The sequence below is a fragment of the Mycobacterium mantenii genome (assembly GCF_010731775.1).
In the GTDB taxonomy this organism is placed as follows: Bacteria; Actinomycetota; Actinomycetes; order Mycobacteriales; family Mycobacteriaceae; genus Mycobacterium; species Mycobacterium mantenii.
Genome location: NZ_AP022590.1, coordinates 5,199,005 through 5,212,951 on the forward strand (window position 1 = coordinate 5,199,005; position 13,947 = coordinate 5,212,951).

Sequence of the window (13,947 nt, forward strand, 5' to 3'; positions counted from 1 at the left end):
CTTACGCTCGCCGAAATGACGCCCTAGCGGTTCTTGAAGTTGGGCTTGCGCTTCTCGGCGAACGCGCGGGGGCCTTCCTTGGAGTCCTCGGAGAGGAACACCGGGATGCCGTTGGCGGTGTCGGGCCTGAAGGCCTCTTCCTCGTGCATGCCCTCGGTCTCGCGGATCGTCTTGAGGATCGCCTGCACGGCCAACGGCCCGTTGTTCTCGATGACCTCCGCGATCTCGAGCGCCTTGGTCAGCGCCTGCCCGTCGGGAACGACGTGGCCGATCAGGCCGATCTCCTTGGCTTCGGCGGCGGTGATGTGCCGTCCGGTCAGCAGCAGGTCGCAGGCCACGGTGTAGGGGATCTGGCGCACCAGCCGGACGGCGGATCCGCCCATCGGGTACAGGCTCCACTTGGCCTCGGAGATGCCGAATTTGGCGCTCTCGCCGGCGACCCGGATATCGGTGCCCTGCAGGATCTCGGTGCCCCCGGCGATGGCCGGGCCCTCGACGGCGGCGATCAGCGGCTTTTTGAGCCGGCGGCCCTTGAGCAAGGCATCGATTCGCGACGGGTCGTAGCTGCCGTCCTTGAAGGACTCACCCGGCGGCTTCTGGGTTGCTGCCTTGAGGTCCATGCCCGCGCAGAAGTAGCCACCGGCACCGGTCAGGATGCAGCAGCGGATGTCGTCGTCGTTGTCGACGCGGTCCCAGGCATGGACCATGATTTCCATCATTTCCGTGCTCAACGCGTTGCGGCGGTGCGGCCGGTTCATGGTCACGATGAGAGTGTGACCACGCTGTTCGATCAGCGCGTCGGGTCCGGTTTCCCCGTTTCCTGTGTTTGCTGGGGTTCCGGCATTCTCCACGGTCACGGCTACCGCCTTTCCCTCGACAATGGGCACGAGCTTGCCTCGAAATGTAACACGTTCTAATTTGGTGGCCGTGGCCTTGAATATTGCCGACCTTGCAGAGCACGCCATCGACGCTGTGCCCGATCGTGTCGCCCTGATCTGCGGCGACGAGAAGCTGACCTATGCCCAGCTAGAGGAGAAGGCCAACCGCCTGGCTCACTACCTGATCGAGCAGGGGGTGAAAAAGGACGACAAGGTCGGGCTGTACTGCCGCAATCGCATCGAGATCGTCATCGCGATGCTCGGCATCATCAAGGCGGGCGCCATCCTGGTGAACGTCAACTACCGCTACGTCGAGGGCGAGCTGCGCTACCTGTTCGACAACTCCGACATGGTCGCGCTGGTCCACGAGCGCCAGTACTCCGACCGGGTGGCCAACGTGCTGCCCGAGACCCCCAACGTCAAGACGATCCTGGTCGTCGAGGACGGCAGCGACAACGACTTCCAGCGCTACGGCGGCGTCGAGTTCTACTCGGCGATCGCGAACAGCTCACCCGAACGCGACTTCGGCGAGCGCAGCGCCGACGACATCTACCTGCTGTACACCGGCGGCACCACCGGGTTCCCGAAGGGCGTGATGTGGCGCCACGAGGACATCTACCGGGTGCTGTTCGGCGGAACCGACTTCGCCACAGGCGAATTCGTCAAGGACGAGCATGACCTGGCCAAGGCCGCCGCGGAGAACCCGCCGATGGTCCGCCACCCGATTCCGCCGATGATCCACGGCGCCACCCAGTCGGCCACCTGGATGTCGATCTTCTCGGGCCAAACCACCGTGCTGGCACCGGAATTCAACGCCGACGAGGTGTGGCGCACGATTCACGAGCACAAGGTGAACCTGCTGTTCTTCACCGGCGACGCGATGGCGCGGCCGCTGCTGGACGCGCTGCTGGCAGCGCAGGAAGGCGCGGAAGGGAAAGAGGCGTACGACCTGTCGTCGCTGTTCCTGCTCGCCTCTACCGCGGCGCTGTTCTCGCCGAGCATCAAGGAGAAGTTTCTCGAGTTGCTGCCCAACCGGGTGATCACCGACTCCATCGGCTCCTCGGAGACCGGATTCGGGGGCACCAGCATCGTCGCCAAGGACGCGGCGCACAGCGGCGGCCCGCGCGTGACCATCGACCACCGCACCGTCGTCCTCGACGAGGACGGCAACGAGGTCAAGCCCGGCTCCGGGGTGCGCGGCTTCATCGCGAAGAAGGGCAACATCCCGGTCGGCTACTACAAGGACGAGAAGAAGACCGCCGAGACGTTCAAGACCATCAACGGCGTGCGCTACGCCATCCCCGGTGACTACGCGACGGTCGAGGAGGACGGCACTGTCACGATGCTGGGCCGTGGCTCGGTATCGATCAACAGCGGCGGCGAGAAGATCTACCCCGAGGAGGTCGAGGCCGCGCTCAAGGGTCATCCCGACGTCTTCGACGCCCTGGTGGTCGGTGTGCCCGACGCCCGGTACGGGCAGCACGTCGCCGCCGTCGTGCAGCCCCGCCCGGGAACCCGCCCCGCGCTGTCGGAGCTGGACAGCTTCGTGCGCTCCGAGATCGCGGGATACAAGGTGCCGCGCAGCCTGTGGTTGGTCGACGAAGTGAAGCGGTCGCCCGCGGGTAAGCCCGACTACCGCTGGGCCAAGGAGCAGACCGAGGCCCGCCCGGCCGACGACGTGCACGCCGCGCACGCGACCGCCTGATGCGTTTCCAGCGCTAGCCCCGCGCGCGGTGTGACCGACTTCGTCAAGCACCGTGCGGGCGTGCCCGCCGGTTTCTTCGCGGCCGAAGCCGCGGGGCTGCAATGGCTTTCCGCCGTCGACGGTGGTGTGCCGTGTGCGGAGGTCGTCTCCGTTGACGAGGCGGGCCTGACCCTGCGGCGCCTCGAATCGGTCGGCCCCACCCCCGAGGCGGCGCGCACGTTCGGCAGCCGACTGGCCGTCACGCACGACGCCGGCGCCCCGGCGTTCGGCGCGGGGCCGGACGGCTGGGACGGGCCCGGCTTTTTCGGGCCGCTGTCGCAGCCCTTGCCGATGTCGCTGCGCCGGCACCGGCGCTGGGGGGAGTTCTACGCCGAGGAACGGCTGGCCCCGATGGCCGATCTCGCGGCCCCGCGGCTCGATGCCGCCACGCGCGACGCCGTCGACTCCGTCGCGGCCCGTTGCCGCGCGGGCGATTTCGACGACGACGACCGGCCGGCGCGGCTGCACGGCGATTTGTGGAGCGGGAACGTGATGTGGACGCCCGGCGGTGTGGTGCTGATCGACCCGGCCGCGCACGCCGGTCACCGCGAGACCGATCTGGCGATGCTCGCGCTGTTCGGTTGTCCGCACTACGACGCCGTGGTCGACGGCTACCAGCGGGTGCGGCCGCTACGACCCGGCTGGCGCGACCGTACCGCCCTGCATCAGCTCTTCCCGCTGCTGGCGCACGTCGTCCTGTTCGGCGGCGGATACGCGCAGCAGACGCACGACTGCGCCCGCGCCGCGCTGAGCAGCTGATCTCGGCGGGCAGCCGGCCCCGGTCTAGAGTCGAATCGCATGACGATCGATGTGTGGATGCAGCATCCGACTGCGCGGTTCTTGCGCAGCGACATGTTGGCATCCCTGCGGCGGTGGACGGGCAGGTCGATCCCCGATACCGACATCCCGATCGAGGCGACCCTGGCGTCGATGGACGCCGCAGGCGTCGAATTGGGTGTGCTCAGCGCCTGGTGCCGGCCCGGTGGCGACGACCTGGTCTCCAATGATGAGGTGGCGCAATGGGTTGCCGCACACCCGAACCGGCTGGCCGGCCTGGCCGCCGTCGACCTGGACCGCCCGATGGAAGCCGTCCGGGAGCTGCGGCGCCGGATAGCCGACGGAGGATTCGTCGGCCTGCGGGTGGTGCCGTGGCTGTGGAACGCCCCGCCCACCGATCGCCGCTACTATCCGCTGTTCGCGCAGTGCGTGGAATCCGGGGTGCCGTTCTGCACCCAGGTCGGTCATACCGGCCCGTTGCGCCCGTCGGAGACCGGCCGGCCGATTCCCTACATCGATCAGGTGGCGCTCGATTTCCCGGAGCTGGTGATCGTCTGCGGCCACGTCGGCTACCCGTGGACCGAAGAGATGGTCGCGGTGGCACGCAAGCATGAAAACGTCTACATCGACACCTCGGCGTACACGATCAAGCGGTTGCCGGAAGAACTCGTCAGATTCATGAAGACCGGTACCGGGCAGCGAAAGGTATTGTTCGGCACCAATTATCCGATGATCACCCACGAGCACGCGTTGGCGGGGCTGGACGAACTCGGGCTGTCCGAAGAGGCTCGCCGAGATTTCCTGCGCGGCAACGCCGAGCGAGTTTTCCGACTGGAGGCAGTGCAGTGAACGGTGCCCAGGCCTTGATCAACACCCTGGTCGACGGCGGCGTCGACGTGTGTTTCGCCAACCCGGGCACGTCGGAAATGCACTTCGTCGCGGCGTTGGACACCGTCCCGCGGATGCGCGGCGTGCTGGCGTTGTTTGAGGGCGTCGCCACGGGCGCGGCCGACGGTTATGCCCGCATCGCCGATCGCCCGGCGGCCGTGCTGTTGCACCTGGGGCCCGGGCTGGGCAACGGCCTGGCTAACCTGCACAACGCGCGCCGCGCGCGGGTGCCGATGGTGGTGGTCGTCGGCGACCACGCTACGTACCACAAAAAGTACGACGCCCCACTGGAATCCGACATCGACGCGCTCGCGGGCAGCGTCTCGGGATGGGTGCGGCGAACCAGCGACGCCTCCCAGGTTTCGGCCGATGCCGTCGAGGGCATCGCGGCCAGCCGATGGGGTTCGCAGATCTCGACACTGATCCTGCCCGCCGACGTCTCCTGGTCCGACGGCGCCCAGCTGTTCTCCAACCTCGAGGCACAACCGGCCGGTGCCGATCCGCTGCTGGCGCCCGAGGTACTCGAGGTGCTCCAGTCCGGGGAGCCGACCGTGATCATGGTGGGCGGCGACGCCACCCGTCGTGCCGGGCTGGCGGCGGCCACCCGCATCGCGGCGGCGACGGGCGCGCGCGTGCTGTGCGAAACCTTCCCCACCCGGCTGGAGCGCGGCGCCGGCGTCCCCGCGGTCGACCGGCTCGCATATTTCGCCGAAGCCGCGACCGCCCAGTTGGACGGCGCCAAGCATCTGGTGCTGGCCGGCGCGAAGTCGCCGGTGTCGTTCTTCGCCTACCCCGGCATGCCCAGCGACCTGGTACCGGCCGGCTGCGAGGTGCATGTGCTCGCCGAATACAGCGGTGCGGCAGACGCTTTGATCGCCCTGGCCGATCGGGTGGCGCCCGGCACCGAGGCGCCGGTGGCGGCCGCATCGCGTCCTGCGCTGCCGACGGGTGCGCTGACCTCCGCGTCGGCCGCAGACGTGATCGGGGCGCTGCTGCCCGAGGGGGCGATCGTGGTCGACGAGTCGAACACCTCGGGTGTGCTGCTCGCCCAGGCAACCGCCGGGGCGCCGGCGCACGACTGGCTGACCCTGACCGGTGGGGCGATCGGCTACGGCATCCCGGCGGCCGTCGGCGCCGCGGTGGCCGCGCCGAATCGTCCGGTGCTGTGTCTGGAATCGGATGGTTCGGCGATGTACACGATTTCGGGATTGTGGACCCAGGCGCGGGAGAACCTCAACGTGACCACCGTGCTGTACAACAACGGCGCCTACGACATCCTCCGGATTGAGCTGCAACGCGTCGGTGCCGGGTCGGCACCCGGCCCCGAAGCGCTCTCCCTGCTCGATTTATCCGATCCGGCAATGGATTTCGTAAAGATCAGCGAAGGCATGGGAGTGCCCGCCCGGCGCGTGACCACGGCCGAGGAACTGGCCGATGCGCTGCGCGCGGCGTTCGCCGAAGCCGGGCCGCATTTGATCGAAGCCATGGTGCCGTCAATAACGGGCTAGGGTCGGCAGCCGGTTCAGCAGCCAGTCCGTCAGCGTATTGATCACGTCGACGCCCGTTTCGAACGCGCCGTCGTCCGCATCCGCTGCCAGTGCCACACCCCACTGCCCGGAGGGGGTGGGGACGATGCCGAATTGGCGGACCAGGTACTCGCCGCGCACGCCCGGCCCCCAACCACCCTTCGCGGCAAGGCCTTTGGCGGCCAGGCCCCACTGGTCACCGGCGACCAGCCGCTGCATCAGGTCAATCACTTCGACGGCGTCGGGGATTGTCGACAGCTCTGCGGCGAACCGTGCCTGGCGCTGCATGCTCCACTGGGTTTGACCGAAAGCGGTGAAACCACGGCGAAGCCGGCGTGACTCGACCACGGTCGCGGTGTCACCGCCCTCGGCCACCACGGCCTGAACCCGCCGCGCCGCGTTCACCGGCTCGCCCAGTTGCGACCACAACTGTTCGGACGCTCGGTTGTCGGATTCGGTGATGGCTTTCACGACCAGATCGCGTGCGCCCAGCCAATCGTTGCGCAACGCCGCTATCGCCAAGGGCACCTTGATCGTCGACCATGCCACGCCCGACCACCAGCTGCCCAGGGAGAACGTCCTGTCCGGCCGGGCGATCGCGACGCCGACGTTGGCCGGGACAGCGGCGGCAAGCTGGTCAAAGCTCGCTTCCAGCGCGAGTTCGAGAGGCCGTGCGGTCATGCGCCGGTCTCGCCGTCGGCGTGCGAGACGATGGCGCCGAAGTGGGCGACCGGCGCATCAACCATCGCGTCTCCTTGTGTTCGGGCAGCCAAAACGTGTGCCGGTCGAAATCATCGGCCCGACGGCGGGAGCGGTGGCAGCGGCAACCTCGGGTCCTGCGGGGGTGGCGCTTCCCACGGTTGGGGGTCCGGCGTCTGCGGTGACCACACCAACGGAGGGGGTGGAGGCGGTGGAGGAGGCGGCGGGGCCGGCTCGGCGGCGGCGAAACCGGCGCCCAGCCCGAGCGCGCCGCCACCCAGCGACCCGACCAGGATCGAGCCGGCGATCACTTCACGGATTTTCATCAAGCGCTGAGTTTACTGCTACGACGGCGCATCCGGCGGCAACGCCCGCCCGGGCGCTAGCGGCGGATCTTCCAGACCGGGTCGCCACACTCGACACCCTGAGCGGCCAACTGTCGTTTCAGCACCTTGAAGGTCACCGTCCGCGGGAGCTCGGCGCTGACCCGCACGTACGCCGGCCACTGCTTGGGTCCCAGGTCCGGTTGCTCGGAAAGGAAGGCACGGAATTTCTCGTCATCGAATTCTTTGCCCGGGGCCAGCACCAACGCCGCCATCACCTGGTCCCCGACAATCGCGTCGGGCACCGGGTATACCGCGACCTCGGAGACGTCCGGGTGGCGCAGCAACACCCGCTCGATTGGGGCCGCGCCCAGGTTTTCGCCGTCGACCCGCATCCAATCGCCCAGCCGCCCAGCGAAGTACGCGAAGCCGGCATCGTCGCGGTAGGCGAGATCACCACTGTGATACACCCCGCCGGCCATCCGCTCGGCTTCGGCGGCCTCATCGTTGTAGTAACCCTCGAAGCGGCCCGGCCCCGCGGTGTTGACCAGTTCCCCGACCACGCCCGGCGGGCATGAGGCGCCGCTGTCGGGATCGATGATGTCGATTCCCTGCGGGAGCGGGCCCAACGAACCCGCCGGTGTCTCGGGGGTGCGCGCGATGGCCACGCCGCCTTCGGTGGAACCGAACCCGTCCTGCACCACGCATCCGAACCTTCGCCCGAACCGCTCGATGTCGTCGGGCACGCCCTCGTTGCCGTAGACCGCGCGCAGCGGGTTGTCCGCATCGTCGGGCTGCTCGGGCGTGGCCAGCACGTACGACAGCGGCTTGCCCACGTAATTCGCGTAGGTGGCGCCGTAGCGACGCACATCGACGATGAAGTTCGAGGCGGAGAACTTGCGCCGCAAGACCATTGAGCCCTCGCAGGCCGCCGCCACCGCCCAGCCGACCAGCACCGCGTTGGAATGGAACAGCGGCATCGACACGTAACACACGTCGTCGCTGCCGAGTCCGAAGCGCTGTGACATCGTCACGCCCGCGATCGCGACCTTGCCGTGGCTGCACTTGACCGCCTTGGGTTCGCCGCTGGTGCCCGACGTGAAGATCAACATGAACAGATCCGCCGGCGAGGCGGATTGAAAAGACAGCGGCGCGTCGCGGTGCGCGGCGACCTCGTCGGCCCACTCGGGAGAGTCGGCGTTCAGGTGCTCGATGTCGCCCAGCGGCTCAGACGATTTCGAATCCGCCAGCACTAATTGGCAATCGGCCCTGTCGATGTCACGCTGCAGCGCCTCACCGCGGCGTACCGGGTTCAGCCCCACCGGCACGATGCCCGACATTCCCGCGGCCACCAGCATCGCCGAGAAGAAGGGAGTGTTCTCCAACAGCACGCCGACGTGCGGCGGCCGGGCGGGGTCGAGCCGCGCCCGCAGCGCCGCGGCGATCGCCGCACCATGCCGCAGGTGGTCGCGCCAGCTGGTGAACGAGTCCTCGAAGTAGACACCCCGATCGTCGATCTCGGTCAGCGGCTCCAGCAGCCTGGTGACCGTCAGGTTATCGGTGAGTTCCATTGCGCCTAAGCTGGTGTCTCGGCCAGCTCCCGGCCGATCCGGCGCAGCTGACCGGTGGCGCCGCCGAGCGCGAACTCGATCTCTTTGGCGGCCAGGAAGTAACGGTGCGCGGGGTGATCGGTGTCGACGCCGACGCCGCCGTGCACGTGCACGATGGTGTGCGCCACCCGGTGACCGGCATCCGCCGCCCAGAACGCCGCACTGGCGACGTCGATTTCGGCCGGAATGTCTTCCGAGACTCGCCAGGCCGCCTGGGTGAGCGTGAGCCGCAATCCCTTGACGTCGATGTAGCCGTCGGCCAGTCGCTGCGACACCGCTTGAAAGCTGCCGATCGGGCGGTCGAACTGCTCACGCTCTCGCGCGTATTCGGCCGTCATCTGCAGACCTCGCTCGAGCACCCCGAGCTGGAAAGCGCTGCGGCCCAAGGTGCCGAGCGTGCCGAGCCACGCCACGACCTCTGCGCCGCCGACCTTGCGGCTGTCGTCCACCTCGGTCCCGTCCAGTGCGAGGTGCCCGATGCTGCCCAGGCCGGTCGTTTCCAGTGCGGTCACCTTGACGCCGGGCGCGTCGGCGGCGACCAGGAAAACCGCGGTGCCGGAGTCCGTTTCGGCGGGGACCAGGAACGCGTCGGCCACCGGACCGAAGCCGATCTGGGTGCGGGTTCCGGTCAGCCGGTAGCCGGAGCCGGCGGCGGTCGCCTGCACCGGGCCCTCGCCCATCTCACCGTCGAGGGCGACGCTGAGCGTCTTGTCGCCGTTGACCGCCGGCACGCCCCAACTCTGTTGCAGCTCTTCGGAACCGAACCGGGCCAGCGCTCCGGCTCCCAGCACCACCGACTCCAGGTAGGGCACCGCGGCCAGCTGGTGCCCGAGCGCGACCAGGATCGCGATCTGCTCGAGCGCGCCGAAGCCGTCGCCGCCCAGCGACGAAGCCGACGCGCTGGACAGGATGCCCGCGTCGATCAGCTTGCGCCACAGGTCGCGGTCGAACCGCTGATCGAGCCCGTCGAGCTCACGTTGGTGTTCGGGGGTGCATACCGAGTCCACGATGGTGTCGACCAGGTTGCCGAGGTCGTGCGCCGCTTCGGTTGTGGTGAAATCCATGAAACGTCGTCCTTCTATTCCGTAGCGGCTCAGCGGTTTCGGGGCAGGCCGAGGGCGACCATGCCGATGATGTCGCGCTGCACCTCGTTGGTGCCGCCGCCGAAGGTCAGGATCAGGCAGGCCCGGTGCATCCGCTCGACCCGGCCGCGCAGCAACGAGCCCGGCGAGTTCTGGCGCACCGTTGCCGCGGTACCGAGCACCTCCATCAGCAGCCGGTAGGCCTCGGTGGCCAGTTCGGTGCCGTACACCTTGGCCGCCGACGCGTCGGCGGGCGACAGGGCTTCGTTGGCCGCCGATGCCAATTCCCAGTTGATCAGCTTGAGAACTTCGGCCTTGGCGTGCACCCGGGCCAGGTTGATCTGCACCCACTCGGAATCGATCAGCCGGGCGCCGCCGGCGTCCTTGGTGTTTTGCGCCCATTCACGAACCTCGCGCAGGGCCAGGAAGATCGGTTGCGGCGAGACCAGGGCGACCCGCTCGTGGTTGAGCTGGTTGGTCACCAGTTTCCAGCCGCCGTTCTCCTCGCCGACCAGGTTGGTCACCGGCACGCGCACGTCGGAGTAATAGGTGGCGCTGGTGTCCACCCCGGCCATGGTGTGCACCGGCGTCCAGGAGAAACCCTCGGCCGTGGTCGGCACGGTCAGCATCGAAATGCCGCGGTGCTTCTTGGCCTCGGGGTTGGTGCGCACCGCCAGCCATACCCAGTCCGCGTAGGCGATCAGGCTGGTCCACATCTTCTGCCCGTTGATGACGTAGTCGTCACCGTCGCGGACCGCGGTGGTGCGCAGGTTCGCCAGGTCGGTGCCCGCGCCGGGCTCGGAATAGCCGATGGAGAAGTGCAGTTCACCGGCCGCGATCTTGGGCAGGAAGAACTTTTTCTGTTCCTCGGTGCCGAACGCCATGATGGTCGGTGCCACGCTGTTGATGGTCAGGAACGGCACCGGCACGCCGGCAATGGCGGCCTCGTCGGTGAAGATCAGCGAGTCCATCGGGGAGCGGTCCTGACCGCCGTACTCCTTGGGCCAGTTCAGGGTGAGCCACCCGTCCTTGCCCATCTGCGCGACGGTGTCGCGGTACGCGGTGCCGGTCCCGACCTCGCCGCCGCCCGACGAGGTCAGCGCCTCCCGGCGCTCGGGGGTCATCAGCTCGGTGAAGTACGACCGCAGCTCGCGACGCAGCTCCTCTTGTTCCGGGGTGTAACTGATACGCATTTCGGCCGTCCTTGAAGTTAACGACGTTCGGAGGAACCAGCCTCGTCATAGGCTGCAGTTCGACCAACGGCTACCCGTTCGTCTTCCCGGTTGTAACACGTTCTAGTCTCGGAATCCAGCGACCGTTTCCCCAGAGGTGTCAGGGTCCTATGGTGGACCTACATACTGGTGGGGCGTGTTCTCAGCTGAAGGCCAGGTTCAAGGAGGGTGCTGTGCGGGTGATCGTGGACCGTGACCGGTGCGAAGGTAACGCAGTGTGCTTGGGAATTGCCCCAGATATCTTCGACCTGGACGACGAGGACTACGCGGTGGTGAAGCTCGACCCGATTCCCGCCGATCAGGAGCAGTTGGCCGAGCAAGCGATCGCTGAGTGCCCGCGCGCAGCACTCCTGCGCGGCGACTAATCCGAGCCCAGAGCGCGTAACCCGAAACTAGAGGTATTCATAAATTGACTAGCAGCACGAACGCGACCGATCTCTCCGGAAAGGTCGCGGTGGTAACCGGTGCGGCCGCGGGTCTGGGACGCGCCGAGGCGCTCGGCCTGGCACGCCAAGGCGCAACCGTCGTCGTCAACGACATCGCCGCGGCGTTGGATGCCTCCGACGTCATCGACGAAATCAACTCCGCCGGCTCGAAGGCCGTCGCCGTGGCCGGCGACATCAGCGAACGCGCCACCGCCGACGAATTGGTTGCTCAGGCCGACTCGCTGGGTGGCCTCGACATCGTGGTCAACAACGCCGGGATCACCCGCGACCGGATGCTGTTCAACATGTCCGATGAGGAATGGGATCTGGTCATCGCCGTGCACCTGCGCGGACATTTCCTGCTGACCCGCAACGCGGCGACCTACTGGCGCTCCAAGGCCAAGGACGCCGGCGGCCAGATCTTCGGGCGGATCGTCAACACCGCATCGGAGGCCGGGTTGGTCGGTCCGGTTGGGCAGGCCAACTATGGCGCGGCCAAGGCGGGCATCATTTCGCTGACCCTGACGGCCGCGCGGGCGCTGGGCCGGTACGGCGTGTGCGCCAACGCCATTTGCCCCCGCGCCCGCACCGCCATGACGGCCGACGTTTTCGGCGAGGCACCGGAGGTCGAGGCCGGCGGCGTCGACCCGCTGTCGCCCGAGCATGTGGTCAATCTGGTTAAGTTCCTGGCGTCCCCGGCGGCCGCCGAGGTGAACGGTCAGGTGTTCATCGTCTACGGTCCACAGGTGACACTGGTCGCTGCGCCGACCGTGGAGCACAAATTCAGCGCCGAGGGTGCCGCTTGGGACCCTGCTCAGCTGAGTTCGACGCTCCAGAATTACTTTGCTGGCCGTGATCCTGAGCACAATTTTTCGGCCGGCGCACTGATGGAGCAATAGCCTCTGACGGCTGGTTGATTGGGGGAAATCGCCAGGTAGAACGTGTGTCAGTTTGACACGTGCCAAGTGCTTCTGACCTGCCGAATTAACGGTTTGGATAAAGAAGCGCTGTTCATTGACATGGTGAAGTTGTTCTGAGTTAATATGATCCGGCTCACACCGAGCCCAGTGTGACCTTAGACGACGTAAAGGCCAGACATAGACTTCGCCGAGACCAATCGAGGGGGGAACCGGAGTTGATTGAGCAACTTGCGGTCCCCGCCCGCGCCGTCGGCGGATTTTTCGAAATGATGATGGACACCGGCCGGGCAGCATTTCGCCGGCCGTTTCAATTCGGTGAGTTTCTCGATCAGACGTGGATGATCGCGCGCGTGTCGCTGGTCCCCACGCTGTTGGTGTCCATCCCCTTCACCGTTCTGGTGGCCTTCACCCTCAACATCCTGCTGCGCGAGATCGGTGCCGCCGACTTGTCCGGTGCCGGCACGGCCTTCGGCACCATCACCCAGCTGGGTCCGGTGGTGACCGTGCTCGTCGTCGCGGGCGCCGGCGCCACCGCGATCTGTGCCGACCTCGGCGCCCGCACCATCCGCGAGGAGATCGACGCGATGCGGGTCCTCGGCATCGACCCGATCCAGCGGCTCGTCGTGCCCCGCGTGCTGGCCTCCACGGTGGTGGCCCTGCTGCTCAACGGATTGGTCTGCGCCATCGGCCTTTCCGGTGGCTACGTGTTCTCCGTCTTTTTGCAGGGCGTCAACCCCGGCGCCTTCATCAACGGCCTGACGGTGCTGACCGGGCTGCGCGAGCTGGTGTTGGCCGAAGTCAAGGCCCTGCTGTTCGGCGTGATGGCCGGCATGGTGGGCTGCTATCGCGGCCTGACCGTCAAGGGCGGGCCCAAGGGCGTCGGCAACGCCGTCAACGAAACCGTGGTCTACGCCTTCATCTGTCTGTTCGTGATCAACGTGGTGATGACGGCCATCGGCGTGCGAATTTCGGCGAAGTGAGTACTCGATGAGCTACGACGTCGCCTACCGGCTGCGCAACCTCGCCTCCCGGTTGCAGGAGCCGGTCGATGACTTCGGCGAGCAGGCGCTGTTCTACGGGCAGACCATGCGCTACGTCCCGAACGCGCTCACACGCTACCGCAAGGAGACGGTCCGGCTGATCGCCGAGATGACGATGGGTGCGGGAGCCCTCGTCATGATCGGCGGCACAGTCGGGGTGGCGGCCTTTTTGACCCTGGCCTCCGGCGGTGTCATTGCCGTGCAGGGGTATTCGTCGCTGGGCAACATCGGCATCGAGGCGCTGACGGGGTTCCTGTCGGCATTCCTGAACGTCCGGGTCGTCGCGCCGGTGATCGCCGGCATCGCGCTGGCGGCCACCATCGGTGCCGGTGCCACCGCCCAATTGGGAGCCATGCGGGTGTCCGAGGAGATCGACGCCGTCGAATGCATGGCGGTGCACTCGGTGTCCTACCTGGTATCAACCCGCCTCATCGCCGGCCTCATCGCGATCATCCCGCTGTACTCGCTGTCGGTGCTGGCCGCGTTCTTCGCCGCCCGCTTTACCACGGTGTACATCAATGGGCAGTCAAAGGGTCTCTACGACCACTACTTCAACACGTTCCTGATTCCGTCCGACCTGCTGTGGTCGTTCCTTCAGGCCATCGTGATGTCCATCGCGGTGATGCTCGTCCATACCTATTACGGCTACAACGCCCACGGTGGTCCGGTCGGGGTCGGCATCGCGGTCGGCCAGGCCGTGCGGACCTCGCTGATCGTCGTGGTCGTCATCACCTTGTTCATCTCGCTCGCTGTGTACGGGGCGTCCGGTAACTTCAACCTCTCCGGGTAAGAGGATCGCTTAA

The 13,947-nt window shown here is 67.1% G+C and carries 14 protein-coding genes; 8 read left to right on the forward strand and 6 right to left on the reverse strand.

The genetic code is table 11. The features are described from left to right. Positions 1-23 precede the first annotated feature (23 nt). Positions 24-887: a crotonase/enoyl-CoA hydratase family protein gene (locus G6N50_RS23885; RefSeq protein ID WP_372509982.1), complete on the reverse strand. Its 864-nt coding sequence runs from the start codon at positions 885-887 to the stop codon at positions 24-26. Positions 888-921: 34 nt separating this feature from the next. On the opposite strand from G6N50_RS23885, the gene G6N50_RS23890 reads away from it, so the two are divergent. Genes G6N50_RS23890 through G6N50_RS23905 form a run of 4 tightly spaced genes read left to right on the forward strand, consistent with a single transcriptional unit; the run spans position 922 to position 5,795 of the window. Beyond that, positions 922-2,583, forward strand: coding sequence for an acyl-CoA synthetase (locus G6N50_RS23890; RefSeq protein ID WP_083095479.1), 1,662 nt, complete (start codon positions 922-924; stop codon positions 2,581-2,583). 30 nt (positions 2,584-2,613) lie between these two features. Beyond that, positions 2,614-3,381 (forward strand): fructosamine kinase family protein, encoded by a 768-nt coding sequence (locus tag G6N50_RS23895; protein ID WP_083095480.1) that lies wholly within the window; start codon positions 2,614-2,616, stop codon positions 3,379-3,381. A 39-nt stretch (positions 3,382-3,420) separates the two neighbouring features. Then, positions 3,421-4,248, forward strand: a complete 828-nt coding sequence (locus tag G6N50_RS23900; protein WP_083095481.1) for an amidohydrolase family protein — start codon at positions 3,421-3,423, stop codon at positions 4,246-4,248. After that, positions 4,245-5,795 (forward strand): acetolactate synthase large subunit, encoded by a 1,551-nt coding sequence (locus G6N50_RS23905; protein WP_083095482.1) that lies wholly within the window; start codon positions 4,245-4,247, stop codon positions 5,793-5,795. Before G6N50_RS23900 ends, G6N50_RS23905 begins: the two co-directional genes overlap by 4 nt. On the opposite strand, the gene G6N50_RS23910 is transcribed toward G6N50_RS23905, so the two are convergent. The 5 genes from G6N50_RS23910 to G6N50_RS23930 all read right to left on the reverse strand — a co-directional run bounded on the left by G6N50_RS23910 (position 5,781) and on the right by G6N50_RS23930 (position 10,720). Then, complete coding sequence (locus G6N50_RS23910) at positions 5,781-6,494, reverse strand: serine hydrolase (protein WP_083095483.1); 714 nt, start codon at positions 6,492-6,494, stop codon at positions 5,781-5,783. The two genes, G6N50_RS23905 and G6N50_RS23910, sit on opposite strands and share 15 nt — an antisense overlap. A 110-nt stretch (positions 6,495-6,604) precedes the next feature. Beyond that, positions 6,605-6,838, reverse strand: coding sequence for a hypothetical protein (locus G6N50_RS23915; RefSeq protein ID WP_083095484.1), 234 nt, complete (start codon positions 6,836-6,838; stop codon positions 6,605-6,607). Between the two features lie 56 nt (positions 6,839-6,894). Further along, positions 6,895-8,406, reverse strand: a complete 1,512-nt coding sequence (fadD17, locus tag G6N50_RS23920; RefSeq protein WP_083095485.1) for a long-chain-fatty-acid--CoA ligase FadD17 — start codon at positions 8,404-8,406, stop codon at positions 6,895-6,897. Between the two features lie 5 nt (positions 8,407-8,411). Next, the gene (locus tag G6N50_RS23925; protein ID WP_083095486.1) at positions 8,412-9,509 is read right to left on the reverse strand and encodes an acyl-CoA dehydrogenase family protein; all 1,098 of its coding nucleotides are present in this window, start codon (positions 9,507-9,509) and stop codon (positions 8,412-8,414) included. A 29-nt stretch (positions 9,510-9,538) separates the two neighbouring features. After that, positions 9,539-10,720 (reverse strand): acyl-CoA dehydrogenase, encoded by a 1,182-nt coding sequence (locus tag G6N50_RS23930; protein ID WP_083095487.1) that lies wholly within the window; start codon positions 10,718-10,720, stop codon positions 9,539-9,541. A 212-nt stretch (positions 10,721-10,932) separates the two neighbouring features. On the opposite strand from G6N50_RS23930, the gene G6N50_RS23935 reads away from it, so the two are divergent. The 4 genes from G6N50_RS23935 (at position 10,933) to G6N50_RS23950 (ending at position 13,934) form a co-directional block, all read left to right on the forward strand. Further along, positions 10,933-11,124: a ferredoxin gene (locus tag G6N50_RS23935; RefSeq protein ID WP_064951960.1), complete on the forward strand. Its 192-nt coding sequence runs from the start codon at positions 10,933-10,935 to the stop codon at positions 11,122-11,124. A gap of 44 nt (positions 11,125-11,168) precedes the next feature. Continuing rightward, positions 11,169-12,083 (forward strand): 3-oxoacyl-ACP reductase, encoded by a 915-nt coding sequence (locus G6N50_RS23940; RefSeq protein WP_083095488.1) that lies wholly within the window; start codon positions 11,169-11,171, stop codon positions 12,081-12,083. A gap of 236 nt (positions 12,084-12,319) precedes the next feature. Continuing rightward, the gene (locus tag G6N50_RS23945; protein ID WP_067832884.1) at positions 12,320-13,084 is read left to right on the forward strand and encodes an MlaE family ABC transporter permease; all 765 of its coding nucleotides are present in this window, start codon (positions 12,320-12,322) and stop codon (positions 13,082-13,084) included. A gap of 7 nt (positions 13,085-13,091) precedes the next feature. Beyond that, on the forward strand, positions 13,092-13,934 hold the full coding sequence (locus G6N50_RS23950) for an MlaE family ABC transporter permease (RefSeq protein ID WP_083095489.1): 843 nt from the start codon (positions 13,092-13,094) through the stop codon (positions 13,932-13,934). Positions 13,935-13,947: the final 13 nt, after the last annotated feature.

What these genes read in the sequence shown, in the direction of transcription:
- G6N50_RS23930 (WP_083095487.1), bottom strand. Translation starts at nt 10,720, where the DNA reads ATGCGTATCAGTTACACCCCGGAACAAGAGGAGCTGCGTCGCGAGCTG.
- G6N50_RS23900 (WP_083095481.1), top strand. Translation starts at nt 3,421, where the DNA reads ATGACGATCGATGTGTGGATGCAGCATCCGACTGCGCGGTTCTTGCGC.
- G6N50_RS23925 (WP_083095486.1), bottom strand. Translation starts at nt 9,509, where the DNA reads ATGGATTTCACCACAACCGAAGCGGCGCACGACCTCGGCAACCTGGTC.
- G6N50_RS23950 (WP_083095489.1), top strand. Translation starts at nt 13,092, where the DNA reads ATGAGCTACGACGTCGCCTACCGGCTGCGCAACCTCGCCTCCCGGTTG.
- G6N50_RS23910 (WP_083095483.1), bottom strand. Translation starts at nt 6,494, where the DNA reads ATGACCGCACGGCCTCTCGAACTCGCGCTGGAAGCGAGCTTTGACCAG.
- G6N50_RS23915 (WP_083095484.1), bottom strand. Translation starts at nt 6,838, where the DNA reads ATGAAAATCCGTGAAGTGATCGCCGGCTCGATCCTGGTCGGGTCGCTG.
- fadD17 (WP_083095485.1), bottom strand. Translation starts at nt 8,406, where the DNA reads ATGGAACTCACCGATAACCTGACGGTCACCAGGCTGCTGGAGCCGCTG.